Consider the following 23644-nt stretch of genomic DNA (forward strand, 5'->3'; position numbering starts at 1 on the left):
TCTCGCCCGTCAGGCGAAAATCCATACCAGCCCTTGCATCGCCAACCACGCAAACACACCTGCCAATACGTCATCGAGCATGATCCCGACGCCACCGTGCACATGCCGGTCGATCCAGTGGATCGGCCAGGGCTTGAGAATGTCGAAGAAGCGGAACACCAAGAATCCCGCGAGCAACCAGTACCAACCTTCCGGCACCAGCCACAGGGTGATCCACATCCCGACCATTTCGTCCCAGACGATGCCTTCGTGGTCGTGTACCCGCAAATCGTCGGCAACCTTGCCGCACAGCCAGAAGCCGAACAGCATGGTGATGCCGAGCATCAGCCAGTAACCCCAGTCAGGCAGCATCTGCCACAACGGGATAAAGGGTAGCGCAACTAACGAACCCCAAGTGCCCGGTGCTTTTGGCAAGGTGCCCGAGCCGAAGCCGAACGCCAGGAAATGCCAGGGATTGCGCCAGACCGAAGGCGGTACGAATTCCGCCGGGACCTGTTTGGGATGATCTGTCACGGGGTCTCCCGAAAATGTTGATAACCCCGGGTTTGCGGGGTGATGTCCTGTCCATCGGCGTCCAGCAGTACCACGCCCTGCCCGGCCTCTACCCTGCCGACCACATGGATCGGCCAGCCGGCGGCCAGCAACGCGGGCAACTCGACGGACGGTAGGGTGAAGGCCAGCACGTAATCGTCCCCGCCGCTCATCGCTGCCGCTTCGGCGCCCGATTGACCGAGGAAGGCCACTAAAGCGTTCGACAGCGGTAATCGGTCCCGTTCAACCTGAATGCCGACCTTCGACGCCAGGGCAATATGCCCGCAGTCAGCGAGCAGGCCGTCGGAGATATCCAGCGCTGACGTGGCTTTGCCGCGCAGCGCCTGACCCAACGCCAGCTGCGGCTGTGGCGACCAGTAATGGGCCAGCAATGGATCAGCGATGGCGGCTTCAGCCGTCCGCTGCCCCAGCACCAGCGGCAAGGCACCCGCCGCATTGCCCAACTCACCGCCCACGCAGAGCAAATCGCCGGGCTGCGCGCCGCTGCGGGTCAACGCCTTGCCGGCCGGCACACGACCGAACACGGTCATGGTCAGGCTCAGCGGTCCGCGCGTGGTATCGCCGCCCACCAGCGTCACCCCGCAGCTCTGCGCCATGACGTTCAAACCACGGGCATAGGCGTCCAGCCAATCGGCGGTCACCGTCGGCAAGGTCAGGGCAAGGGTAAAGGCAACGGGGGTGGCGCCCATGGCGGCCAGATCGCTGACAGCTACAGCCAGCGAACGCTGACCGAGCAGAAACGGGTCGCAAGGCTCTGCGAAATGCACGCCGGCAACCAGCGTGTCGGTGGAAATCGCCAACTGCTCCCCGGGGGGAACAGCGAGCAAGGCGCAGTCATCGCCGATCCCGAGGGCAACGCCTTCGCCGCCTTGCGCACAAGGCGCGGCGGCGAAGAAATTGCGGATCAGCTCAAACTCGCCCATAAGGTGTCCTGTCTCACCAATACTGTTCATTTTTTTGCGGCGTCTGGTGTCGCCATACTGCGTTGCCGCTCCTCGCCATAGCACGCTATGACTCGTCGCGGCGCCTTGTCTGGCAACACCAGCCACTCGCTAAAAAACGAACGTATCGGCGAGACAGGACACTGGCCGTTCAAGCGCCGATTAGCGCTTGTACGCCTTCACTTCAGCTTCACGCAGACGCGGGGCCAGCTTGTCGAGTACACCGTTGACGAATTTGTGGCCGTCAGTAGAACCGAAGACTTTCGCCAGCTCGATACCTTCGTTGATCACAACGCGGTAAGGGACGTCGACACGTTCAAGCAGTTCCCAGGTGGACAGGCGCAATACCGCCAGTTCAACCGGGTCCAGCTCTTCGATGGTCAGGTCCAGGCAAGGCTTGAGAGCGGCGTCGATCTTGTCCTTCTGCGCTGGAACCCCGTGCAGGATTTCACGGAAGTAGGCGCCGTCGACATCGCTGAAATCGTTATCGACCCGGAACTGCGCTTCGATCTCGTTCAGCGATTGCTTGGCCATGTGCCATTGGTACAGCGCCTGGGTCGCGAGCTGACGAGCTTCGCGACGCTTGACGCTTTTCGATGGCTTGCCGGCATCCGCAGGCTTTGGATCGCGCGGGTTGAACTGATCGCTGTCGTCGCTAATCACTTGGCCTCCAACTGCGCCAGCAGGCTGACCATTTCCAGAGCGGACAGGGCAGCTTCGGCACCTTTGTTACCGGCCTTGGTGCCGGAACGTTCGATGGCTTGCTCGATGGAATCAACGGTCAGGACGCCGAAAGCGACCGGAACGCCGAACTCCATGGACACCTGGGCCAGGCCCTTGGTGCATTCGCCCGCCACGTATTCGAAGTGCGGAGTACCGCCACGAATGACCGCGCCCAGGGCGATGATTGCCGCGTATTCGCCCTTCTGAGCGACTTTCTGCGCAACCAGCGGGATTTCGAAGGCGCCAGGCGCGCGGATGATGGTGATGTCGCTTTCGCTCACGCCGTGGCGAACCAGGGCATCAACTGCACCGCTGACCAGGCTTTCAACGACGAAGCTGTTGAAACGGCCCACTACCAAAGCGTAGCGGCCTTTAGGGGCGATGAAGGTACCTTCGATGGTCTTCAGGGTCATTCGTTAGATCTCTTAAAGAGCCGGGACGCGTTTTCTACGCATCCCTCGGTGATGTGTTAGCCGCGAATCAAGGACTGGAAACAACCGGTCATTATTCGGAGGGCACGTATTCTACAACTTCCAGATCGAAACCGGATATCGCATTAAATTTCATTGGCGCAGACATCAAGCGCATTTTGCGCACGCCCAGGTCCCGAAGGATCTGCGAACCGGCACCGACGATGCTGTAGGTGGTCGGTTTTTTCACGACGGTCTGATCCGCGGTTTCACGGATGTGCGCCAGCAATACGTCGCCATCGAGCGGGTGACCGAGCAACAGCACCACGCCGCTGCCGGCCTCGGCCACCGCGGCCATGGCGGCGCGCAGGCTCCAGCGGCCCGGTTGCTTGACCATCAACAGGTCGCGCAACGGGTCCATGTTGTGTACACGAACCAGGGTCGGTTCTTCCGCGCACACGGTGCCCAGGGTCAGGGCCATGTGCACGTCGCCTTCCACGGAATCACGATAGGTCACCAGGTTGAACTGGCCCAGTTCGCTGTCCAAAGGCTGCTCGGCAATCCGCTGAACGGTACGTTCGTGGATCATCCGGTAGTGAATCAGGTCGGCAATGGTGCCGATCTTGATGTTGTGTTCGGCCGCGAAAGCTTCGAGTTCGGTGCGACGGGACATGGTGCCGTCGTCGTTCATCACTTCACAGATCACACCGCTCGGCTCGAAACCGGCCATGCGCGCCAGGTCGCACGCCGCTTCGGTATGGCCAGCGCGCGCCAGGGTGCCGCCGGCCTGGGCCATCAGCGGGAAGATGTGGCCAGGGCTGACGATGTCTTCAGCCTTGGCGTCTTTCGCCGCAGCCGCTTGCACCGTGCGTGCGCGGTCGGCAGCGGAGATACCGGTGGTTACGCCTTCGGCCGCTTCGATGGACACAGTGAACTTGGTGCCGAAGCCGGAACCGTTGCGCGGTGCCATCAAGGGCAGCTTGAGCAGCTCGCAACGCTCGCGGCTCATCGGCATGCAGATCAGGCCACGGGCGTGCTTGGCCATGAAGTTGATGTGTTCGGCCTTGCAGCACTCGGCGGCCATGATCAGGTCGCCTTCGTTCTCGCGGTCTTCGTCATCCATGAGGATGACCATCTTGCCTTGGCGGATGTCTTCAACCAGTTCTTCGATGCTATTGAGCGCCACAAGGCACCCCCTTGGGTCAGGATTTGAGGTAGCCGTTGGCGGCCAGAAAGCTTTCGGTGATGTTACTGGAGGTTGGCTCTGCGGCTTTATCGCCTAAAAGCAGGCGCTCCAGATAACGGGCAAGCAAGTCGACTTCAAGATTCACCCGGCGACCTGGCTGGTACGACGCCATGATGGTTTCGCTCAGGGTGTGGGGAATGATCGTCAGCATGAACTCGGCGCCATCGACCGCGTTCACGGTCAGGCTGGTGCCGTCGACGGTGATCGAGCCTTTATGGGCGATGTACTTGGCCAGATCCTTCGGCGCACGGATGCGGAATTCCACGGCGCGAGCATTCTCGGTACGGGAAACCACTTCACCCACACCATCCACGTGACCGCTGACCAGATGCCCGCCGAGGCGAGTGGTCGGGGTCAGGGCTTTTTCAAGGTTCACCGGGCTGCCGCTTTTCAGATCATTCATGGCGGTGCAGTCGAGGGTTTCGCGACTGACGTCCGCCGCAAAGCCGTTGCCCGGCAATTCAACGGCGGTCAGACACACGCCATTGACCGCGATGCTGTCGCCCAGTTTGACGTCGCTCAAATCGAGCTTGCCGGTTTCTACGTGGACCCGCACATCTCCGCCTTTTGGGGTCAATGCACGAATACTGCCGATGGATTCGATGATGCCGGTAAACATGGAGTCCTCCTCGAGAACAGGGCCGTCGCGTGGCGCAGGCCGGGAATTATACGCTCGCCGCTGGCGCTGGAATGGCGATGACTCGCCAGTCATCGCCAACCGCGCGAATTTCGGTGATTTTGAGCTCGGGCGCGTCCTTCATTTGCGCCAGCGGCCAGTCCAGCAGCGGCCGGGCCGAGGAGCCAAGGAACTTGCCGGCGATGAAAATCTGGAATTCGTCTACCAGCCCTTGCTGAGCGAAAGCCCCGGCCAAACGCGGCCCCGCTTCGACCAACACTTCGTTAACCCCGCGATTGGCCAGTTCGACCAGCAGTTTACGCAGGTCAACCAAACCATCGTCGCCAGCCACAATCAGGCATTCCGGGCCGTTGGCGTATTGCTCTTCAATCGCCATGCAGGTGGCGACCAATGCCGGGCCGGCCTTGAAGAACGGCGCATCCAGCGGCACTCGCAGACGGCCGTCGATCAGCACGCGCAGCGGCGGTCGGCTCATGGCCAGGGCCGTTTGCTCGGCGTCCAGGCCCAGCTCATCGGCACGCACGGTCAAGCGGGCGTTGTCCGCCAGCACCGTGTCGGCGCCGGTCAGCACCACGCTGGCCTGCGCCCGCAGGCGTTGCACTGCCGAACGTGCGGCCGGGCCGGTGATCCATTGGCTCTCGCCGCTTTCCATCGCCGTGCGACCGTCCAGGCTCATGGCCAACTTGACCCGCACGAACGGCAGGCCATGTTCCATGCGCTTGAGGAAGCCTTGATTGAGTTTGCGCGCCTCGCCCTCCAGCACGCCACTTTCGATGGCGATGCCGGCCTGGGCCAGGCGCTGCATGCCGCGACCGGCCACCGACGGATTCGGGTCCTGCATCGCCGCGACGACCCGTGCGAGGCCGGCATTCACCAGCGCATCGGCGCAAGGCGGCGTGTGGCCGTGGTGGCTGCACGGTTCGAGGGTCACGTAAGCGGTGGCGCCTCGGGCCTTGTCACCTGCGGCACGCAGGGCGTGGACTTCAGCGTGGGGTTCGCCGGTACGCACGTGCCAGCCTTCGCCGACAATCTGCCCGTCACGCACGATCACGCAGCCAACCCGAGGGTTGGGGTGCGTCGTGTAATGACCTTTGCGCGCCAGTTCCAGGGCGCGGGCCATGTAATGGGCGTCTAGGATGGCTTGTTCCGGGGAGGTGGTCATTCTTTCACCGGCTCACGGGCCAGGCGATCGATCTCTTCGCGGAACTCGTTGAGGTCCTGGAAGCGCCGATACACGGAGGCGAAACGAATGTAGGCGACTTCATCGAGCTTTTGCAGCTCGGCCATCACCAGTTCACCGACCACGAGGGATTTGACCTCGCGCTCGCCGGTGGCGCGCAGTTTGTGTTTGATGTGTACCAGCGACGATTCGAGGCGCTCGACACTCACCGGGCGCTTCTCCAGCGCACGCTGCATGCCGGCGCGAAGTTTTTCTTCGTCGAAGGGCTGACGGCTACCGTCGGTTTTGATCAGGCGCGGCAACACCAGTTCAGCCGTCTCGAACGTCGTGAAACGCTCGCCGCAGGCCAGGCATTCACGCCGGCGGCGCACCTGTTCGCCCTCGGCGACCAGACGCGAGTCGATGACCTTGGTGTCGTTGGCACCGCAGAAGGGACAGTGCATGGTGGCAGGCAACAAAAAAAGGGAGGGCCATGGTAGCGCATCCCCGTGGCAAGACAAGCCATAGGGTTTGCGGTATACAGACTGGCTATAGAGCTTGATCCATGGATTTCACCTTGCTGGAGCCGCAAATGTCCCTAAGACCGCTCGTATTGCTCAGTGTTTTCAGCCTGCTGGTGGCCTGCAGCAGCGATGCGCCCAAGCCTCAGCCGCCAACGCCAGGGCCCGCCCCACAAGCCGCGCAGAAAAAAGCCAAGGAGTCCGCCAACCTTGGCCCGCTGCCCGCGTATCAGCGTGAATTGAGCGGCACCCTGCAAGGCATACCGGCCGGTGCCGAAGTCGAATTGGCGCTGCTGGTGATCGATGCCCAGGACCGCCCGCAACAATTGCTCGCCAGTTCCAGCCTGATCGGCACCAATCAGAGTCTGCCGTTTCACCTGCGCTTCAACCCGGAATCGTTCCCGGCCGGCGTTCGCGTTGAATTGCGCGGTCGCGCCAGCCAGTCCGGCCAGTTGATTTTGCACCTGCCCTCGCAGGTCATTACCCAGCCGACGACCCAGGCCTTGGGTCAGCTGCAATTCGTCAAAGCGCCATGATTGCACCGCTCGACCTGCAACAAGCGTTGGGTGAATTGCTCGGTGATGCGCAGCTTGTGCCGGTCGCATTGCCCGATACCGAGCTGAAACTCTGGCTGATCGACGGCGACAACATGGACCGCGCATTCAGCCCGGAAGAAACCCGGCGGATTCTGCATGAACCGCCCTACTGGAGTTTCTGCTGGGCCAGCGGCCTGGCGGTCGCCCGCTATCTCGCCGCATTCCCTGAATGGGTCAAAGGCAAACGGGTGCTGGATTTTGGCGCCGGTTCCGGGGTGGCGGGGATCGCGGCCGTCAAGGCCGGGGCGCTGGAAGTGGTGGCCTGTGACCTCGACCCGCTGGCGATTGCCGCCTGTCGGGCGAATGCTGAACTCAATGACGTACACCTTGAATACTCAACAGACTTTTTCGCCGAGGCGGATCGGTTTGATCTGATTCTGGTGGCCGACGTGCTCTACGACCGGGCGAATCTGCCGTTGCTCGATGAGTTCTTGAGCCGTGGCAAGGAGGCGCTGGTGGCCGATTCACGAGTGAGGGATTTCAGGCATCCGCTGTATCAACGCATCGAAATGCTGGAGGCGATGACCTTGCCGGATCTGGCCGAGCCTGAAGAGTTTCGGCATGTGAGCCTGTACCACGCGCGGCGCGGCTAAAAGCTTCGCGAGCAAGCTTCGCTCCTACAGGTTCGGCGTCGTTCTTCAAATCGGCTCGGACCTGTAGGAGCGAGCGGTGCGGCGATCCGACTTGCCCGCGAAAGCGCCCTGTCAGACCGCCCACACTTTCAGCGACACCCTGCCAAGCCGTATAGTTGCCCCATTCACGCTTCCAAGAGATCCCCCATGAGTCAGGAAACGCCGTACATCTTCGACGCCACGACCGCCGATTTCGACCAGTCGGTGATCGAGAACTCTTTCCACAAACCGGTGCTGGTGGATTTCTGGGCCGAATGGTGTGCGCCGTGCAAAGTGCTGATGCCGATGCTGCAAACCATTGCCGAGAGTTATCAGGGCGAGTTGCTGCTGGCCAAGGTCAATTGCGATCTCGAACAAGACATCGTCGCCCGCTTCGGCATTCGCAGCCTGCCGACGGTGGTGTTGTTCAAGGACGGTCAGCCGGTGGACGGTTTTGCCGGTGCGCAGCCGGAATCCGCTGTGCGGGCGCTGCTTGAGCCTCACGTACAAATGCCGCCACCCGCGGCCGCTGATCCGTTCGAACAAGCCCAGGCCCTGTTCGACGACAGCCGTTTCGCCGATGCCGAAGCCGCGCTCAAAGTGCTGCTGGGCGAAGACAACACCAACGCTGCCGCCTTGATCCTCTATGCCCGTTGCCTGACTGAACGCGGTGAACTGGGCGAAGCGCAAACTGTGCTCGACGCAGTGAAAAGCGACGAACACAAAGCGGCGCTGGCCGGCGCCAAGGCGCAGATCCAGTTCCTTGGCCAGGCCAAGGATTTGCCGGATGCCGCCGACCTGAAAGCACGCCTGGCGAAAAACCCGCAGGACGATGAAGCGGTGTATCAACTGGCTATCCAGCAGTTGGCCCGCCAGCAATACGACGCCGCGCTGGATGCGTTGCTGAAACTGTTCATCCGCAATCGCAGCTACAGCGAAGGCTTGCCGCACAAGACCTTGCTGCAGGTGTTCGAACTGCTGGGCAATGATCACCCGCTGGTGACCACCTACCGCCGCAAGTTGTTTGCCGCGCTTTATTGAAAGATCAAAAGATCGCAGCCTCGCTGCGATCTTTGCGATTTACTCGATCCAGCTGTAGAGCGGCGTATCCCCGCCGCTCGACACCTTCACATCCGCGCAATGGCGCAGGCGCACCAACAGGCGTTTGCCTGATCCCGCGCTGCCGGTCAGTCCTTCCAGCTGCTCCAGCAGATCCGGCCCGCTCAATTGACCGGCCTTGCGCAGCAGGTCTTTGGCGACCTGCCACAGCGCATCATCCTGATTCACCGGTTTGGCCGGAGCGACACTGACCTCAGGCTTGACCACCTGCAACTGCGCACCAAGCCGCGCCCAATCGCCGTCATCCATCTCTAACGTCAAATCCACCGGCCAGTCGCCGATGCTTCCGCGTATACGCACCATAAGTCTGCTCCTGCACATTTCTGACGTGCATGCTCCCATGTGACTTGCGCAACGCCAAGCAGACGGTCAAACTCCCCGCGCTTTCGTTATAAGATTACATAACAAACTCTTCATTTTACTTTCGGAGACCCGCCATGCGCCGTCTGCTTCTCGCTCTGCCGTTTGCCCTGTTGCCGCTGGCCGTCGCCTGCGCCGCTGAAGAACATGATCACGACCACGATCATGAACACGGCAGCCTCAGCGCCCACGAACATGGCATCGGTCGCCTGAATGCAGCGCTGGACGGTCAGACCCTGGAGCTGGAACTGGAAAGCCCGGCGATGAACCTGGTGGGCTTCGAACACGTTGCCACCACTGACGCCGACAAGGCCAAAGTCGCCGCCGCTCGTGCGCAGCTTGAGAAGCCGTTGGTGCTGTTCAACCTGCCGAAAGCCGCCGGTTGCGTGGTGGCGACCCAGGAACTGGAAAGCCCGTTGTTCGGTGACAAGCCGGATGCTGATGACGATCACGATGCCAAAGACGAGCATCACCACGACCACAGCGAAATCCACGCCCACTATCAGTTCACCTGCTCTGCCCCCGGCGCGCTGAAAACCCTGGACCTGGCAAATATCTTCAACACTTTCCCGGCCACCCAGAAGATTCAGGTACAGCTGATCAGCCCGAGTGGGCAGCAAGGGGTTGAAGTGACGGCCAAGGCTGCCGCCCTGAAATTCTAAATTCACCGAAGATCCCCTGTGGGAGCGAGCCTGCTCGCGATAGCGGCCGAACAGTCGACATCTATGTTGAAGGTGATGGCCTCATCGCGAGCAGGCTCGCTCCCACAGGGGGTTTGTGTTGAAGGTGAAATTGAGACAAGTATCTAAACCCAATGAAACCGGCGCCATGACCCAAGCACTCATCGAACTGTCCGACCTGGGCTTCAGTTGGCCCGGTCACCCGCCGCTGCTGGACATCCCGGCATTTCGCCTGGAGCCCGGCGAAACCCTGTTCCTCAAAGGCCCCAGCGGCAGCGGCAAGACCACCCTGCTCGGCCTGCTCGGCGGTGTGCAGAAACCCGACCGCGGCAGCATTCGCCTGCTGGGCCAGGAACTGACCGAACTCGGCGCCGGCGCTCGTGACCGCTTTCGCGTCGACCACACCGGCTACATTTTCCAGCAGTTCAACTTGCTGCCGTTCCTCTCGGTGCGCGAGAACGTCGAGTTGCCCTGCCACTTTTCAAAGTTACGCGCCGAACGGGCGAAACAGCGCCACGGCAGCGTCGACCAGGCCGCCGCCACTCTGCTCGCACATTTAGGTTTGAAAGATGAAAGCCTCCTCAGCCGCCGCGCCGATTCGCTGTCCATCGGCCAACAGCAACGGGTCGCCGCCGCGCGTGCGTTGATTGGTCAGCCGGAGCTGGTGATCGCCGACGAACCGACCTCGGCGCTGGACCACGACGCTCGGGAAAACTTCATTCGCCTGCTGTTCGCCGAATGCCGTGAGGCCGGTTCGAGCCTGTTGTTTGTCAGCCACGACCAAAGCCTCGCGCCGCTGTTCGATCGCCATCTGTCGCTGGCTGAACTCAATCGCGCCGCTACCCCGTTCGAGGTCTGAAATGTATTTGTTTCGTCTAGCCATGGCCAGCCTGGCTAACCGCCGTTTCACCGCGATCCTCACCGCGTTCGCCATTGCCCTATCGGTCTGCCTCCTGCTCGCGGTGGAACGGGTGCGCACCGAAGCCAAGGCCAGTTTCGCCAGCACCATCAGCGGCACCGACCTGATCGTCGGCGCACGTTCCGGTTCGGTGAACCTGTTGCTGTACTCGGTGTTCCGCATCGGCAACGCCACCAACAACATTCGTTGGGACAGCTTCGAACACTTCGCCAACAACCCGAAAGTGAAGTGGGCGATCCCGATGTCCCTCGGCGATTCCCATCGCGGTTACCGCGTGATGGGCACCACCGAGGCGTACTTCGAGCATTACCAATACGGCCATCAGCAGCACCTCGAAGTGGCCGATGGGCGCGCCTTTGCCAGCGATCCGTTCGAAGTGGTACTCGGTGCCGAAGTGGCCGACGCGCTGCACTACAAACTTGGCGACAAACTGGTGCTGGCCCACGGCGTGGCGGTGATCAGCCTGGTCAAGCACGACGACAAACCGTTCACCGTGATCGGCATTCTCAAGCGCACCGGAACCCCGGTGGACCGCACGTTGCACATCAGCCTCGGCGGCATGGAAGCGATTCACATCGACTGGCACAACGGCGTGCCGGCCCAGGGCAAAGGCCGGATCAGCGCCGATCAGGCGCGCAACATGGACCTGACGCCGCAAGCGATCACCGCGTTCATGCTTGGCCTCAACAGCAAGATTTCGACCTTCGCCATGCAACGTGAAATCAACGAATTCCGTGGCGAGCCGATGTTGGCGATCCTGCCCGGCGTGGCGCTGCAAGAGCTGTGGAGTTTGATGAGCACGGCGGAAAAAGCCTTGTTCGTGGTCTCGCTGTTTGTGGTGCTGACCGGGTTGATCGGCATGCTCACGGCGATTCTCACCAGCCTCAACGAACGACGTCGCGAGATGGCGATTCTGCGTTCGGTCGGTGCCCGGCCGTGGCACATCGCAACGTTGCTGGTGCTGGAGGCGTTTGCCTTGGCCCTGTCCGGCGTGATCGCCGGGCTGGGGCTTTTGTACGTGGGCATCGCCCTGGCCCAGGGCTATGTGCAAGCCAATTACGGCTTGTACCTGCCACTCGCCTGGCCCAGTGAATATGAATGGACGCTGCTCGGTGGCATCCTGATCGCCGCGTTGCTGATGGGCAGCGTGCCGGCCTGGCGCGCGTACCGCCAATCCCTGGCCGATGGCCTGTCGATCCGATTATGAGGACGTTAATGATGCCCCGCGCTCTGCTTGCGCTGTTGATGCTGGTCGCCCTGCCACTATGGGCGGCCGAGCCGAAAGACCTGACCTGGTCGGAAATGATCCCCCCGGACGCCGCACCGGAAGTGCCGAACATGACACCGCTGCACGACCTGTCGCAGATGAGCAGCGCCCTTGAGTCGGCGCCCGCCGCCAAGCAGGACATGCCCAACGCGCCGGTGGTGAAAAACCTCGACGGGCAGAACATTCGCTTGCCGGGTTACATCGTGCCGCTGGAAGTGAGCGAGGAAGGTCGCACCACCGAGTTTTTGTTGGTGCCCTATTTCGGCGCCTGCATCCATGTGCCGCCACCGCCGTCGAACCAGATCGTACATGTGAAAAGCGAAGTGGGCGTGAAGCTGGATGAGCTGTATCAGCCGTACTGGATCGAGGGGGCGTTGCAGGTCAAAGCGTCGACCAGTGAGTTGGCGGATGCGGGGTATCAGATGGAGGCGGACAAGATTTATGTGTATGAATTGCCGGAGTGAATCCGGCAGTCATGTGTTGTTTGATCGATAGTCATCGCTAGCAGGCTAGCTCCCACATTTGGAATGCATACCCCTGTGGGAGCTAGCCTGCTAGCGATGAGGCATTCAGAAACGCCACAAAAACCACCCCATCCCACTTTCATTGAGCTGAATCAAAAGACCGTATCAGACGCCTCCGTACCATTGGACATCGAATATTTTTAACGTCCTCTGGAGCCCCCATGCACAAGTCCTTGCTCAGCGCTTCGCTGTTTGCCCTCGCGCTTGCAGCCCCGCTCGCCTACGCCCACGAAGCCGGCGACATCCTCGTTCGTGCCGGTGCAATCACCGTCAACCCGAAAGCCGACAGCTCCAGCGTCAAGGTCGATCAAGGCCCGCTGGCCGGCGCCGACCTGGGTGGCAAGGCCACCATGAGCAGCGACACGCAGCTGGGCCTGAACTTCGCTTACATGATCGACAGCCACTGGGGGATCGAGCTGCTGGCGGCCACGCCATTCGAGCATGACGTGAAGATTAAAGGCACCGCCCTGGGCGCAGCCAATGGCAAACTCGGCAGCCTGAAACACCTGCCGCCAACCTTGAGCGTTGTGTACTACCCGCTGGACGGGAAGTCCGCATTCCAGCCGTATGTCGGCGCCGGTATCAACTACACCTGGATCTACGACGAACACGTCGGCAGCGAAGCACAGGCCAACGGCTTCAGCAATTTCAAGGCGGATAACTCTTGGGGCATGGCGTTTCAGGTCGGTGCTGACTACATGATCACCGACAACATCATGCTCAACGCCCAAGTGCGCTACATCGACATCGACACCACGGCGACCGTGGAAAACAACGCCGTGGCTCCGGGCACTCGGGCCAAGGTCGATGTGGATGTTGATCCGTTCATCTACATGGTTGGCCTGGGTTACAAGTTCTAAGAAGGACTTGAATGGCTTTTGTAGCTTTTGTGGCGAGGGAGCTTGCTCCCGCTAGGCCGGTCTGCGCTCGGGCAAGCAGACCTTGGATTGATGGCGACCGCTGCGCAGTCGGCGGGAGCAGCTCCCTCGCCACAGGTCCTGCATCAGCCAAAGAAGCATTCCCGGCCACAAAAAAGGCGCCTCGAAAGGCGCCTTTTTCATGATCGTTCCAACAACCGCGCCAGGCCGACACGCATCGGTGTCTGCTCAGGGTAGGTAAACCGCTCCAGCAATCGCCGATTGTTCGCTCGCGAGTGGCGGATGTCACCGGAGCGTGCCGGGCCGTAATTCACCGGGGGCAATTGACCGACCACCACCTCCAGCGCTTCAAGCATTTGCTTGAGGGAAGTCGCCTGGTTCCAGCCGACATTGACCGCGCCAACGTCGACCTGCGGTTGCTCGATGGCTTGCACCAGCAAGCCCACCAGATCCTCAACGTAGACGAAATCGCGTGTCTGCTCGCCATCGCCAAACACGGTGATCGGCAGGCCTTTTTGCGCGCGCTCGCTGAAAATACTGATTACGCCGGAGTACGGCGACGACGGATCCTGGCGCGGACCAAAAATGTTGAAGAAGCGGAAAATCACCGGTTCCAGGGCATGCTGGCGACGGTAGAAATCGAAGTAATACTCGCTGGCCAGTTTGTCCGACGCATACGGTGTCAACGGCGCCTTGGGCGTGTCTTCATCGATCGACTCGCCTTCGCCATTGTTGCCGTAGACCGCAGCGCTGGAGGCGTACAGCACGCGCTTGACGCCGGCCTGACGCATGGCTTCGCAGACATTCAGCGAGCCGATGAAATTGCTGCGGTGAGTCTTCACCGGATCGTCCACCGAGGCCTGCACCGAGGCCACCGCTGCCAGATGCGCCACGGCGCTGCAACCGACCATGGCCTGGGCCACCAGCGCCGCATCGGCGACGTCGCCCACAATGAGTTCAACCTTGGGATTGTCCAGCGGCAGGTTGCTGCGTTTGCCGGTGGACAGGTCATCGATAATTCGCACCGAATGGCCTTTGGCAAGCAAGGCATCGGTCAGGTGTGAGCCGATGAAGCCGGCGCCGCCGGTGATTAAAACAGGGCCGTCAGCCATGGCGATAGAACCTATCCAATAAGCCCGGGAGTGCCGCGCGCCAGGCGCGGGGCTTGATCCCGAAAGTGTGCAGAATTTTCTTGCAGGCCAGCACCGCGTGTTGCGGCTCTTCGGCGGCGTCCGGGCGCGCGGCATGGGCCTGGGCGGTCGGCGCTTCGATGGCCAGCGGATGCAGGCTGCGGGCTTCGGTCAGGATCGCCTGCCCCAGCGCCAACGGCGTGGTCGCCTCATGCCCGGCGTAATGATAGGTGCCCCACAGTGGCGCCGCGCAATCGAGTTGCTTGAGCACGGAAATAATCACCCGCGCCGCGTCGTCGACCGGTGTCGGGTTGCCCCGGCGGTCGTCGGCCATCAGCAATTCTTCCGGCTGTTCGGCGCGACCGAGGAAACGCCCGAGGGTGCCGTCGGGGCTGTCATCGAGCAGCCAACCGAATCGCAGCAGCACGTGTTGCGGGCAGGTGGCGCGCACGCTTTGTTCGATCCGCCACAAGGCTTGACCGCGCAAGCCCAGCGGCACCGGCTCGTCTTTTTCGCTGTAGGCGGTCGCCCGGGAGCCGTCGAACACCCGATAGCTCGACGGTTGCAGCAGCACAATGTTGTGGTGCTGGCACAGTTCGGCCAGACGCTCGACCGCCCGCTCCTGCCCGGCCAGACGCTGTTCGCTGACCGTCTCCGCCTGAAACCAGTCGAAGTAGTAGGCGAGATTGATCAGCGCGTCCGGGCGGGTGTCGTCGAGCAGTTGCGTCAGGCTCGCGGCATCCCAGCCGTCTTGCGGTGGGCGGGGGGCGAGGAAACCGATGTCTTCCTCCGCACCGAGGCGAATCAGCGCCTGCCCAAGGGCATTTCCGCCGCCCAGTAACATAAGGCGCATTCGCATAGAGTCAGCAGGCCCAGTCTGATTGGAACGATGGTTTTATCGACAGCGCCCATGGGCGATGTCGTTGATAGTTGCCGGAATCGTTGCATTTTGCGGGTTTAGTGCGCAACCGTCATCCGTAAAGTGTAGATCCCAGGGATTTGTGGTGCTGCTACTGGCCTCATCGCCGGCAAGCCCGCTCCCACAGGTTTATCGAATGGCCACAGAATATTGGATCAACACATAATCCTGTGGGAGCGGGCTTGCCCGCGATAGGGCCCTGAAGTACAGCGCAGATCCCGAGCGGTACTTGCATCTTCAGTCACCCACCCGCATAAATCACCCATGAATCTGCCCATCCCCACGGACCCGGCCCTGGCAGGCTTCCACCCCGCCGTCAGCGCCTGGTTCAGCAATACCTTCCCGACGGTCACCGCCGCCCAGGCCCGGGCTTGGCCGCTGATCCGCCAGCACCGCTCGACGCTGATCTCCGCGCCCACCGGGTCCGGCAAAACCCTCACGGCCTTCCTCGCGGTCATCGACGACCTGGTCCATCGCGGCCTGGACAACGGCGGCCACCTGCCCGACGAAACCCTGGTGGTCTACATCTCACCGCTCAAGGCCCTGTCCAACGACATCCAGATCAACCTGCAAAACCCGCTGGCCGGCATCACCGAGCAATTGCGCGCCATGGGCCTGCCCGAATTGCAGATCAACACCGCCGTGCGCACCGGCGATACGCCACAAAAAGAGCGCTCGGCCATGCGCCGAAATGCACCGCACATTCTGGTGACCACCCCGGAATCCCTTTATGTGCTCCTCGGTTCAGACTCTGGCCGGCAGATGCTCGGCACCACGCGCACGGTGATCGTCGACGAAATCCACGCCATCGCCGCCAGCAAACGCGGCAGCCACCTGGCCCTGAGCCTCGAACGTTTACAGGCACTGTGTGCGGTCCCGCTGATGCGCATCGGCCTGTCCGCCACGCAAAAACCCATCGAGGCGGTCTCGCGCTTCCTCGTGGGTCGTGACCGCGACGGTGAAATCATCGACATCGGCCACGCCCGCCCACGGGATCTGGACATCGAAGTGCCGCCAGTGCCGCTGTCCGCCGTGATGGCCAACGATGTCTGGGAATTGGTCTACGACCGCCTCGCCGCCCTCGCCCGCGAACACCGCACCACGCTGGTGTTCGTCAACACCCGGCGCCTGGCCGAGCGCCTGAGCCGGCATTTGAGTGAGCGCCTGGGCAAAGAGGCCGTCGCCGCGCACCACGGCAGCTTGGCCAAGGAGTTTCGCCTCGACGCAGAGCAGCGCCTCAAGCGCGGTGATCTGCAAGTGCTGATCGCCACGGCCTCGCTGGAACTGGGGATCGATATTGGCGACGTCGACCTGGTGTGCCAGATCGCCTCGCCGCGCTCGATTGCCGGTTTTCTGCAACGGGTCGGCCGCTCCGGGCACCAGGTCGGCGGCACGCCCAAGGGCCGTTTGTTCGCCACCACCCGCGATGACTTGATCGAATGCGCCGCCCTGCTCGACTGTGTGCGCCGAGGTGAACTCGACACCCTGCAAATTCCCAAGGCACCGCTGGATGTGTTGGCGCAGCAGATCATCGCCGAGGTCAGCTGCCGGGAATGGCAGGAGCAGGCGCTGTTGGAGATGTTCCGCAAGGCCTCGCCTTACGCCGACCTCGACGAAAAACATTACCAGGCGCTGCTGAATATGCTCGCCGAGGGCTACAACGGTCGTCAGGGGATCCGCAGCGCGTACCTGCACCGTGACGCCGTAACCCGCACGTTGCGCGGTCGTCGGGGCAGCAAACTGACGGCCGTGACCAGCGGCGGAACGATTCCGGACAACGCCGATTACAGCGTGCTGCTGGAGCCTCAAGGGCTGAACATCGGCAGCGTCAACGAAGACTTTGCCGTGGAAAGCATCGCCGGGGATATCTTCCAACTGGGCAATACGTCGTACCGAATCCTGCGCGTCGACACCGGCAAGGTCCGGGTCGAAGACGCTCAGGGCCAGCCGCCGACCATTCCGTTCTGGCTCGGGGAAGCGCCGTGGCGCAGCGCTGAATTGTCATTTGCCGTGGCGCGTCTGCAGGCGCAGCTCGACGACCTGCTCGGCGCCACACCGGGCGACTTGCAACCGGCCACCGACTGGCTGACCGGCACCCTCGGCCTGAACCTCGCCAGCGCCGAACAATTGGTGGATTACCTGGCCCGGGCACGCCTGACATTGGGCGCCCTGCCCTCGCAAGACACGCTGCTGATGGAGCGGTTTTTCGACGAATCCGGCGGCACGCAATTGATCATCCACTCGCCGTTCGGCAGTCGCATCAACCGCGCCTGGGGCTTGGCCCTGCGCAAGCGTTTCTGCCGCACGTTCAACTTCGAATTGCAGGCTGCCGCCAGCGAAGACGCGATCGTGCTGTCGCTGTCCACCAGCCACAGCTTCGAACTCGACGATGTTTGGCGTTATGTGCATAGCAACACCGCCGAACACTTGCTGATCCAGGCGATACTCGACGCACCGCTGTTCGGCGTGCGCTGGCGCTGGAACGCCGGGGTCGCGCTGGCGTTGCCGCGTTACACCGGCGGACGCAAAGTCGCGCCGCAGATCCAGCGCATGAAAAGCGAGGACCTGATCGCCAGCGTGTTTCCCGATCAGATCGCCTGTGTGGAAAACCTTGCTGGCGAACGTGAAGTTCCCGAGCATCCGCTGGTGGAACAAACCCTCGATGATTGCCTGCACGAAGCCATGGACAGCGAAGGCTGGCTGGCGTTGTTGCGGCGCATGGAAAGCGGCGATGTCCGGCTGATCAGCCGCGATTTGCCGGCACCCTCGCCGCTGGCAGCAGAAATCCTCAGCGCCCGCCCCTACACCTTTCTCGACGATGCGCCGCTGGAAGAACGCCGCACCCAAGCGGTGCTCAACCGGCGCTGGACCGATCCGCAGTCCACCGATGACCTCGGTGCGCTGGATGCAGAAGCGATTCAAGCGGTGCGCGACGAAACCTGGCCAGCCCCGACGGGCGTCGATGAAATGCACGAAGCCTTGATGAGCCTGGCGTGCATCACCGATGCCGAGGCACAGGCCAATGCGCATTGGCTCGACTGGTTGAACGCCCTCGCTGCAAGCGGCCGCGCCAGCCGTTTGCAGCTCAACGCCAAGCAATCGCTGTGGTTGGCGTTGGAGCGTCTGACTTGCCTGCGGGCGATTTATCCACAGGCGAATTTGCTGCCACCACTGGAGGCGCTACCGGGATTCGATGAGGTCTGGGAAACGGACGAAGCCGTGCTGGAAGTGATTCGCGCGCGGCTTAGCGCGTTTGGTCCACTGCCGCTGCAAGCGATTGCCGAACCCTTGGGATTGCCGGCCATTGAAGTCACCCAAGCGCTGGCGCAACTGGAGCGCGAAGGTTATGTGCTGCGCGGTCAATTCACCCCTGGCGCCAGTGAGGACGAATGGTGTGAGCGGCACCTGCTGGCGCGGATTCATCGCTACACGGTCAAGCGCCTGCGGCGGGAAATCGAGCCGGTGGCGTTGCAGGATTTCATGCGGTTTCTGTTCGACTGGCAGCATCTGTCGGCCGCGACGCAAGGCCAGGGCAACGCGGTGTTGCCCGCCATCGTCGCGCAGTTCGAAGGCTATCCCGCTGCCGCTTCCGCTTGGGACAGCGACATTCTGCCGATGCGGATCAAAGGCTATTCGGCGAGTTGGCTGGACGACCTGTGCCGCAGCGGCAAACTGGTCTGGACGCGCCTGACTGCGCGCAACAAGACGGCCGGCACCGCGCTGCGCAGCACACCGATTCTGCTGCTGCCGCGCAGTCAGGTCGGGTTGTGGAGCAGCCTGACCGAGCAGACCCCGGTCAGTGAACTGTCGCCCAAGACGCAAAAAGTCTACGAAGCACTCAGCCAGCATGGCGCGCTGTTTTTCGATGAGTTGGTTCACGAGGCGCACCTGCTGCGCGCCGAGCTGGAAATTGCCTTGCAGGAACTGGTCGGCGCCGGGCTGGTGAACGCCGACAGCTTCGCCGGCCTGCGAGCGCTGATCACTCCGGCCAGCAAACGACAGAACCGCAGCAGCCGACGTGGGCGTGGGGCGTTTGTCGGCGGGATGGACGATGCCGGGCGCTGGGCCTTGCTGCGACGCGGTCCGGCCGCGACGGTTGTGGATAACAAACGCCCGGCGCCGACGCCGAGTGACACCCTGGAACACATCGCCATGACCTTGCTGAGACGCTACGGCGTGGTGTTCTGGCGCTTGCTGGAACGGGAGGCGGATTGGTTGCCGAGCTGGCGCGAGTTGCTGCGCACGTTCCATCGGCTGGAGGCTCGCGGGGAGATTCGCGGTGGGCGGTTTGTCAGTGGCTTGGCCGGGGAGCAATTTGCGTTGCCTGAGGCGATACCATTGCTGCGCGAAGTCCGGCGCCGACCACATGACGGGAGTTTGATCGCGGTGTGCGGGGTTGATCCGCTGAACCTTGCCGGGACGTTATTGCCCGGGGCGAAGGTGCCGGCGTTGGCGAGTAATCGGTTGGTGTATCGGGACGGGTTGCCGGCGGCGGCCGAGATTGCCGGCAAGCAGGTTTTCTGGGTGGAGCTGGATCAGCAATCGACTGCTGAATTACACAGCAAGCTGATCCGCCACAATCCCCTGTAGGAGCGAGGCTTGCCCGCGAAGAACGAAGACACGGTTCTACTGATAAACCGCGGTGCGCCCTTCGCGGGCAAGCCTCGCTCCTACAGGGTTTGCGGTGCTATTGAGTACGCGGCTGATCCGGCAACAACACCGGCGAATTCTCCGGCGCCGGCCCGTCGTCTTCCTGCCCGGCCATCGCCTGTTTCGGCATCAAAACCTGCTGTGGATAAGTCTGCGCGAAATGCACCCACGGGCTGTTATCCACAAGCTTCTTCAACCGCTGGTTAAACGCCCGGCTTACTGCATATTGCCCACCCGACACCGTGCGGAACTGCGCCGTCAGCACCACGCCGTTGAGGTCCATTTTGTCGACGCCAAACACGTCCAGCGGACCTTGCAGGTTGTACTTGAGAAACGCGTCCTCACGGATCGAATCCCCCGCCTCGCGGATCAGCTCGATGGCTTTGTCGACATCGGTGTCGTAGGTGAACTGCACCGAGAAAAACGCATACGCGAACTGCCGTGATTGGTTGGTCACTGCCTTGATCTGACCGAACGGCACCGAATGCACAAAGCCCTTGCCGTCCCGCAGGCGCAAAGTGCGGATGGTCAGGCCCTCGACCGTGCCGGCATGGCCGGAGTCGAGCACCACCCAGTCGCCGATCGACAGGGTGTCTTCGATGATGATGAACAACCCGGTGATCACGTCCTGCACCAGTTGCTGCGAACCGAAACCGATGGCCAGGCCGACCACCCCGGCACCGGCCAGCAAGGGCGCGACGTTGATCCCTAGATTGGCCATGGTGGTGATCGCGCAGATCACCACCAGGATGATTTTGATCGCGTTGCGCAACAGCGGCAGGATGGTTTTGACCCGCGTACTCGGTTGCGCCGTGCGTTTGTTGACCGGAGGTTTCAATGCTTCCTGAATCGCCGTATCGAGCACCACCCACAGCAACCAGGTCACCAGAAAGATCAGCCCCATGCTGCTCAACGACTCACTGATCGCCCGCCCTACCGAGTTCTGCTCGGCGAATTCGAATAGCGACACACCCCAGATCCGCCCGAGGATTTCGATGAAGGCCACGGCCATGACAATCCGCAGCAGCGCATGCAGCAGACTGAGAAAACGCTCCTTGTAAGCGCTGCTGTGCTGGATCGCTGCGACCTGACGCGACTTGAACATGTGCTGGAAAATCGTGCTGAGGAACACCGTGGCGATCAGCAGGATGGTGGTGAACAACGCACAGCGCAGGGCTTTCTGATTGTCATCGCCGACGCCGAGCAGGTTGATCGCCGAGACCATCACCATCAGCAGGATCGGCCAGTACCAGAGCCCGGAAAAGATCCGCAGGGATTCTTGCAGCGACGGCTGTTTGAGGCGCTGGGCCAGCGGTCGGTTACGGATCAGATGTGCCACCGGGCGCCGCAAACGGATCACCAGTAATCCGAAGATGATCGAGACGAAAAACCCGGTCAGCACTGCAGCGCTGCTGGTGATGTTGCCGCCCAGTTGCCGGGCGATCTGCGGGCTGGTCAGCGCATCGCTGAGCGCGGCGAGAAAGCCGATCAGGAACAGCGGTCGTGGGCAGAAATCGCGGATGATCTGCACCGCCGTGCGCTTGTGGCCAGTGTTGAACATGACGATCACGCAGAGCAGCATCGAGGTCGAGAAAATACCGCTGCTGGTGGCGTAGGCGAAACACAGCGCCAGCGCACGGCCCACCGAGGCTGGCAGGAAGTGGCTGACGTAGAGGGTCAACGGCAGACAGATCAGGGCCGGTAGCGTGTAAGGCAACACATAATTGAGCAGGTCCTGACTGCGCTGGCGGGTTCGCAGATAGCGGCCCTGGTTCAAGCGTTTGGCGAGGATCCCGCCGAGTACGGTGAGCAAGGCAAAGCTGCCGAGCCAGACGCCGGACAACATCAGGAAGTCGCCAATCACGCTCCAGCCTGAACGGTTGGAGGGTCGATTGACCAGTTTGTCCACCTCATTCGCCGCCCGGTCGGCCCGCAGGCGCCAGGCATCGACCAGGTTTTCGTTGAGGTCGAGCTTGTCCTGAACGTCGTCGATGCTGGAGCTGATGGCCCCGAGCAGGCCGCCCTGGACCAACGGTTCAGGCGTAGCAGGCTCCTCGGCAGCGGCGGGAACACCCGGCAGCGTGACGGCTTCCAACTCGTTGCTGCCCAGAAACAGCAACGCCCCCAGCAGTATCGCGGTCTTGAACTTGAGCAAAACGGGAAGCTCCTTGGGAAGGGTCTGTAAGGAACTGATCGGGAAATGGCGGGCAAGTTCGGTTTTGCCCGCGAGATAACTAACACCGCAGTTCCCCTGTGGGAGCGAGCTTGCTCGCGATGGCGGTCTGCCTGTCACATATATGTTGAATGTGCCGCCGCTATCGCGAGCAGGCTCACTCCCACAGGGTTTTGTAGTGTTCTGTCGATATTTGACCTGCACGCAAATATCAAATGCCCACCTCTCTATTTTTCCGCACAACCCAAACCCCGACACTGCGCTCCATCAATCAAACCCACCGGAGTTGCAGTCATGCCCATTGCCTTGCTCGCGCTGACCCTCAGCGCCTTCGCCATCGGGACGACCGAGTTCGTCATCGTTGGCCTGTTACCCACCATCGGCGCCGACCTCGGCGTCAGCCTGCAGTCTGCCGGCCTGCTGGTCAGCCTCTACGCCCTGGGTGTTGCCATCGGCGCCCCGGTGCTCACCGCGCTGACCGGCAAAGTCCCGCGCAAATTGCTGCTGTTGTCGCTGATGGTGCTGTTCACCCTTGGCAACCTGCTGGCGTGGAAAGCCCCCAGCTACGAATCGCTGGTCATGGCGCGGATCGTCACCGGCCTCGCCCACGGGGTGTTTTTCTCGATTGGCTCGACCATCGCCACCAGCCTGGTGCCAAAGGAAAAAGCCGCCAGCGCGATCGCCATCATGTTCACCGGCCTCACCGTGGCGCTGGTCACCGGTGTGCCGCTGGGGACCTTCATCGGTCAGCATTTCGGCTGGCGTGAAACCTTCCTCGCCGTATCCGCATTGGGTGTGATCGCCTTTATCGGCAGCCTGCTCTACGTGCCGAAAAACATCGCCCACAGCAAACCCGCTTCGCTGTTGCAGCAATTGCAGGTGCTCAAGCAGCCTCGCCTGCTGCTGGTGTACGCCATGACCGCAGTCGGTTACGGCGGCTCGTTCATCGCGTTCACCTTCCTGGCGCCGATTCTCCAGGACATTTCCGGCTTCAGCGCCAGCACGGTCAGCCTGGTGTTGTTGGTCTACGGCATCTCGGTGGCGGTCGGCAACATCTGGGGCGGCAAACTGGCGGACAAGCGCGGCCCGATCAGCGCCCTGAAAATCATCTTCGCCCTGCTCGCTGCCGTGCTGTTCGTGCTGACCTTTACCGCCGGCAACCCATGGCTGGCGCTAGCCACCGTGCTGGTCTGGGGCGCAGTGGCGTTCGGTAACGTGCCGGGGCTGCAAGTGTATGTGGTGCGTCAAGCCGAACATCACACCCCGCATGCGGTGGACGTGGCGTCGGGGCTGAACATCGCCGCGTTCAACCTTGGCATCGCCGGTGGCGCGTGGGGTGGTGGGTTGATCGTCGCGCATATGGGTCTGATCCATACCGCGTGGATTGGCGGGCTAGTGGTGTTGGTGGCGTTGGCGCTGACGGCGTGGAGTGGGCGCCTTGATCGACTCGGGCCGGTGTATGCCGAGAGCTCAACCCGCATCGTCGCCGGACACTAAACCCTGTGGGAGCGAACTGTGGCGAGGGGGCTTGCCCCGTTGGGGCGCGAAGCGCCCCCAGACCTTACGACCCGATTAATTCAGCCACATCGCATGGGCAGTTTTCGCGGCTGCTTCGCAACCGAACGGGGC

22 protein-coding genes are annotated in these 23644 nt (G+C 62.0%); 10 read left to right on the forward strand and 12 right to left on the reverse strand.

The window, feature by feature from the left end:
* Positions 1-9 precede the first annotated feature (9 nt).
* The 8 genes from ACA075_RS26955 to nrdR all read right to left on the reverse strand — a co-directional run bounded on the left by ACA075_RS26955 (position 10) and on the right by nrdR (position 6132).
* A complete protein-coding gene (locus ACA075_RS26955; RefSeq protein WP_008033735.1) occupies positions 10-513 on the reverse strand; it encodes a phosphatidylglycerophosphatase A family protein in 504 nt (167 codons plus the stop codon).
* The gene (gene thiL, locus ACA075_RS26960) at positions 510-1475 is read right to left on the reverse strand and encodes a thiamine-phosphate kinase (RefSeq protein ID WP_497296278.1); all 966 of its coding nucleotides are present in this window, start codon (positions 1473-1475) and stop codon (positions 510-512) included. The genes ACA075_RS26955 and thiL overlap by 4 nt, the downstream gene beginning before the upstream one ends.
* Positions 1476-1655: 180 nt before the next feature.
* Complete coding sequence (nusB, locus tag ACA075_RS26965) at positions 1656-2156, reverse strand: transcription antitermination factor NusB (protein WP_497296279.1); 501 nt, start codon at positions 2154-2156, stop codon at positions 1656-1658.
* Positions 2153-2629, reverse strand: a complete 477-nt coding sequence (ribH, locus tag ACA075_RS26970; protein WP_003185938.1) for a 6,7-dimethyl-8-ribityllumazine synthase — start codon at positions 2627-2629, stop codon at positions 2153-2155. The genes nusB and ribH overlap by 4 nt, the downstream gene beginning before the upstream one ends.
* A 91-nt stretch (positions 2630-2720) precedes the next feature.
* On the reverse strand, positions 2721-3812 hold the full coding sequence (gene ribBA, locus ACA075_RS26975) for a bifunctional 3,4-dihydroxy-2-butanone-4-phosphate synthase/GTP cyclohydrolase II (RefSeq protein WP_461977106.1): 1092 nt from the start codon (positions 3810-3812) through the stop codon (positions 2721-2723).
* A gap of 16 nt (positions 3813-3828) precedes the next feature.
* Positions 3829-4491 carry a riboflavin synthase gene (locus tag ACA075_RS26980; protein ID WP_497296280.1) on the reverse strand — a complete coding sequence of 221 codons (663 nt, stop codon included), beginning with the start codon at positions 4489-4491 and terminating at the stop codon, positions 3829-3831.
* A gap of 46 nt (positions 4492-4537) precedes the next feature.
* A complete protein-coding gene (ribD, locus tag ACA075_RS26985) occupies positions 4538-5671 on the reverse strand; it encodes a bifunctional diaminohydroxyphosphoribosylaminopyrimidine deaminase/5-amino-6-(5-phosphoribosylamino)uracil reductase RibD (protein WP_219097482.1) in 1134 nt (377 codons plus the stop codon).
* Positions 5668-6132, reverse strand: a complete 465-nt coding sequence (nrdR, locus tag ACA075_RS26990; protein WP_003228656.1) for a transcriptional regulator NrdR — start codon at positions 6130-6132, stop codon at positions 5668-5670. Before nrdR ends, ribD begins: the two co-directional genes overlap by 4 nt.
* A gap of 128 nt (positions 6133-6260) precedes the next feature.
* Between nrdR and ACA075_RS26995 the strand changes: the two genes are divergently transcribed.
* From ACA075_RS26995 to trxA, 3 genes are all read left to right on the forward strand, one after another.
* Positions 6261-6725, forward strand: coding sequence for a YbaY family lipoprotein (locus ACA075_RS26995; RefSeq protein ID WP_497296281.1), 465 nt, complete (start codon positions 6261-6263; stop codon positions 6723-6725).
* Positions 6722-7378, forward strand: a complete 657-nt coding sequence (locus ACA075_RS27000; RefSeq protein ID WP_497296282.1) for a class I SAM-dependent methyltransferase — start codon at positions 6722-6724, stop codon at positions 7376-7378. The genes ACA075_RS26995 and ACA075_RS27000 overlap by 4 nt, the downstream gene beginning before the upstream one ends.
* Positions 7379-7564: 186 nt before the next feature.
* Positions 7565-8437, forward strand: a complete 873-nt coding sequence (trxA, locus tag ACA075_RS27005) for a thioredoxin (protein WP_497296283.1) — start codon at positions 7565-7567, stop codon at positions 8435-8437.
* A 39-nt stretch (positions 8438-8476) separates the two neighbouring features.
* Here the strand turns inward: trxA and ACA075_RS27010 are convergent, their stop codons facing one another.
* The gene (locus ACA075_RS27010) at positions 8477-8818 is read right to left on the reverse strand and encodes a hypothetical protein (RefSeq protein ID WP_497296284.1); all 342 of its coding nucleotides are present in this window, start codon (positions 8816-8818) and stop codon (positions 8477-8479) included.
* 134 nt (positions 8819-8952) lie between these two features.
* Here ACA075_RS27010 and ACA075_RS27015 point away from each other — a divergent pair, with 134 nt between their 5' ends.
* The 5 genes from ACA075_RS27015 to ACA075_RS27035 all read left to right on the forward strand — a co-directional run bounded on the left by ACA075_RS27015 (position 8953) and on the right by ACA075_RS27035 (position 13125).
* Complete coding sequence (locus ACA075_RS27015) at positions 8953-9537, forward strand: DUF2796 domain-containing protein (RefSeq protein WP_497296285.1); 585 nt, start codon at positions 8953-8955, stop codon at positions 9535-9537.
* A 166-nt stretch (positions 9538-9703) separates the two neighbouring features.
* The gene (locus ACA075_RS27020; protein WP_497296286.1) at positions 9704-10414 is read left to right on the forward strand and encodes an ABC transporter ATP-binding protein; all 711 of its coding nucleotides are present in this window, start codon (positions 9704-9706) and stop codon (positions 10412-10414) included.
* Between the two features lies 1 nt (position 10415).
* Entirely contained in the window at positions 10416-11681 is a 1266-nt protein-coding gene (locus tag ACA075_RS27025; RefSeq protein WP_497296287.1) for an ABC transporter permease, read from the forward strand.
* 11 nt (positions 11682-11692) lie between these two features.
* The gene (locus ACA075_RS27030; protein WP_497299343.1) at positions 11693-12205 is read left to right on the forward strand and encodes a DUF3299 domain-containing protein; all 513 of its coding nucleotides are present in this window, start codon (positions 11693-11695) and stop codon (positions 12203-12205) included.
* Between the two features lie 221 nt (positions 12206-12426).
* A complete protein-coding gene (locus ACA075_RS27035; protein ID WP_219097486.1) occupies positions 12427-13125 on the forward strand; it encodes an OmpW/AlkL family protein in 699 nt (232 codons plus the stop codon).
* 197 nt (positions 13126-13322) lie between these two features.
* Here the strand turns inward: ACA075_RS27035 and pgnE are convergent, their stop codons facing one another.
* Both pgnE and ACA075_RS27045 read right to left on the reverse strand, forming a co-directional pair.
* Entirely contained in the window at positions 13323-14255 is a 933-nt protein-coding gene (pgnE, locus tag ACA075_RS27040) for a UDP-N-acetylglucosamine epimerase PgnE (RefSeq protein WP_497296288.1), read from the reverse strand.
* Positions 14248-15132 (reverse strand): sugar nucleotide-binding protein, encoded by an 885-nt coding sequence (locus ACA075_RS27045; RefSeq protein WP_219097488.1) that lies wholly within the window; start codon positions 15130-15132, stop codon positions 14248-14250. The genes pgnE and ACA075_RS27045 overlap by 8 nt, the downstream gene beginning before the upstream one ends.
* A 324-nt stretch (positions 15133-15456) precedes the next feature.
* Between ACA075_RS27045 and ACA075_RS27050 the strand changes: the two genes are divergently transcribed.
* On the forward strand, positions 15457-19782 hold the full coding sequence (locus ACA075_RS27050) for a DEAD/DEAH box helicase (RefSeq protein WP_497296289.1): 4326 nt from the start codon (positions 15457-15459) through the stop codon (positions 19780-19782).
* Positions 19783-19879: 97 nt separating this feature from the next.
* Here ACA075_RS27050 and ACA075_RS27055 read toward each other — a convergent pair whose 3' ends face one another.
* A complete protein-coding gene (locus ACA075_RS27055; RefSeq protein ID WP_497296290.1) occupies positions 19880-21997 on the reverse strand; it encodes a mechanosensitive ion channel domain-containing protein in 2118 nt (705 codons plus the stop codon).
* 312 nt (positions 21998-22309) lie between these two features.
* Here ACA075_RS27055 and ACA075_RS27060 point away from each other — a divergent pair, with 312 nt between their 5' ends.
* Positions 22310-23512, forward strand: coding sequence for an MFS transporter (locus ACA075_RS27060; protein WP_497296291.1), 1203 nt, complete (start codon positions 22310-22312; stop codon positions 23510-23512).
* Positions 23513-23644 lie beyond the last annotated feature (132 nt).

It is taken from the genome of Pseudomonas sp. LBUM1663 (genome assembly GCF_059695905.1).

Coding starts and splice junctions, on each gene's coding strand:
- thiL (WP_497296278.1), bottom strand. CDS start 1,475: ATGGGCGAGTTTGAGCTGATCCGCAATTTCTTCGCCGCCGCGCCTTGT.
- ribH (WP_003185938.1), bottom strand. CDS start 2,629: ATGACCCTGAAGACCATCGAAGGTACCTTCATCGCCCCTAAAGGCCGC.
- ACA075_RS26980 (WP_497296280.1), bottom strand. CDS start 4,491: ATGTTTACCGGCATCATCGAATCCATCGGCAGTATTCGTGCATTGACC.
- ribD (WP_219097482.1), bottom strand. CDS start 5,671: ATGACCACCTCCCCGGAACAAGCCATCCTAGACGCCCATTACATGGCC.
- nrdR (WP_003228656.1), bottom strand. CDS start 6,132: ATGCACTGTCCCTTCTGCGGTGCCAACGACACCAAGGTCATCGACTCG.
- ACA075_RS26995 (WP_497296281.1), top strand. CDS start 6,261: ATGTCCCTAAGACCGCTCGTATTGCTCAGTGTTTTCAGCCTGCTGGTG.
- ACA075_RS27000 (WP_497296282.1), top strand. CDS start 6,722: ATGATTGCACCGCTCGACCTGCAACAAGCGTTGGGTGAATTGCTCGGT.
- trxA (WP_497296283.1), top strand. CDS start 7,565: ATGAGTCAGGAAACGCCGTACATCTTCGACGCCACGACCGCCGATTTC.
- ACA075_RS27010 (WP_497296284.1), bottom strand. CDS start 8,818: ATGGTGCGTATACGCGGAAGCATCGGCGACTGGCCGGTGGATTTGACG.
- ACA075_RS27015 (WP_497296285.1), top strand. CDS start 8,953: ATGCGCCGTCTGCTTCTCGCTCTGCCGTTTGCCCTGTTGCCGCTGGCC.
- ACA075_RS27020 (WP_497296286.1), top strand. CDS start 9,704: ATGACCCAAGCACTCATCGAACTGTCCGACCTGGGCTTCAGTTGGCCC.
- ACA075_RS27025 (WP_497296287.1), top strand. CDS start 10,416: ATGTATTTGTTTCGTCTAGCCATGGCCAGCCTGGCTAACCGCCGTTTC.
- ACA075_RS27030 (WP_497299343.1), top strand. CDS start 11,693: ATGCCCCGCGCTCTGCTTGCGCTGTTGATGCTGGTCGCCCTGCCACTA.
- ACA075_RS27035 (WP_219097486.1), top strand. CDS start 12,427: ATGCACAAGTCCTTGCTCAGCGCTTCGCTGTTTGCCCTCGCGCTTGCA.
- pgnE (WP_497296288.1), bottom strand. CDS start 14,255: ATGGCTGACGGCCCTGTTTTAATCACCGGCGGCGCCGGCTTCATCGGC.
- ACA075_RS27045 (WP_219097488.1), bottom strand. CDS start 15,132: ATGCGAATGCGCCTTATGTTACTGGGCGGCGGAAATGCCCTTGGGCAG.
- ACA075_RS27050 (WP_497296289.1), top strand. CDS start 15,457: ATGAATCTGCCCATCCCCACGGACCCGGCCCTGGCAGGCTTCCACCCC.
- ACA075_RS27060 (WP_497296291.1), top strand. CDS start 22,310: ATGCCCATTGCCTTGCTCGCGCTGACCCTCAGCGCCTTCGCCATCGGG.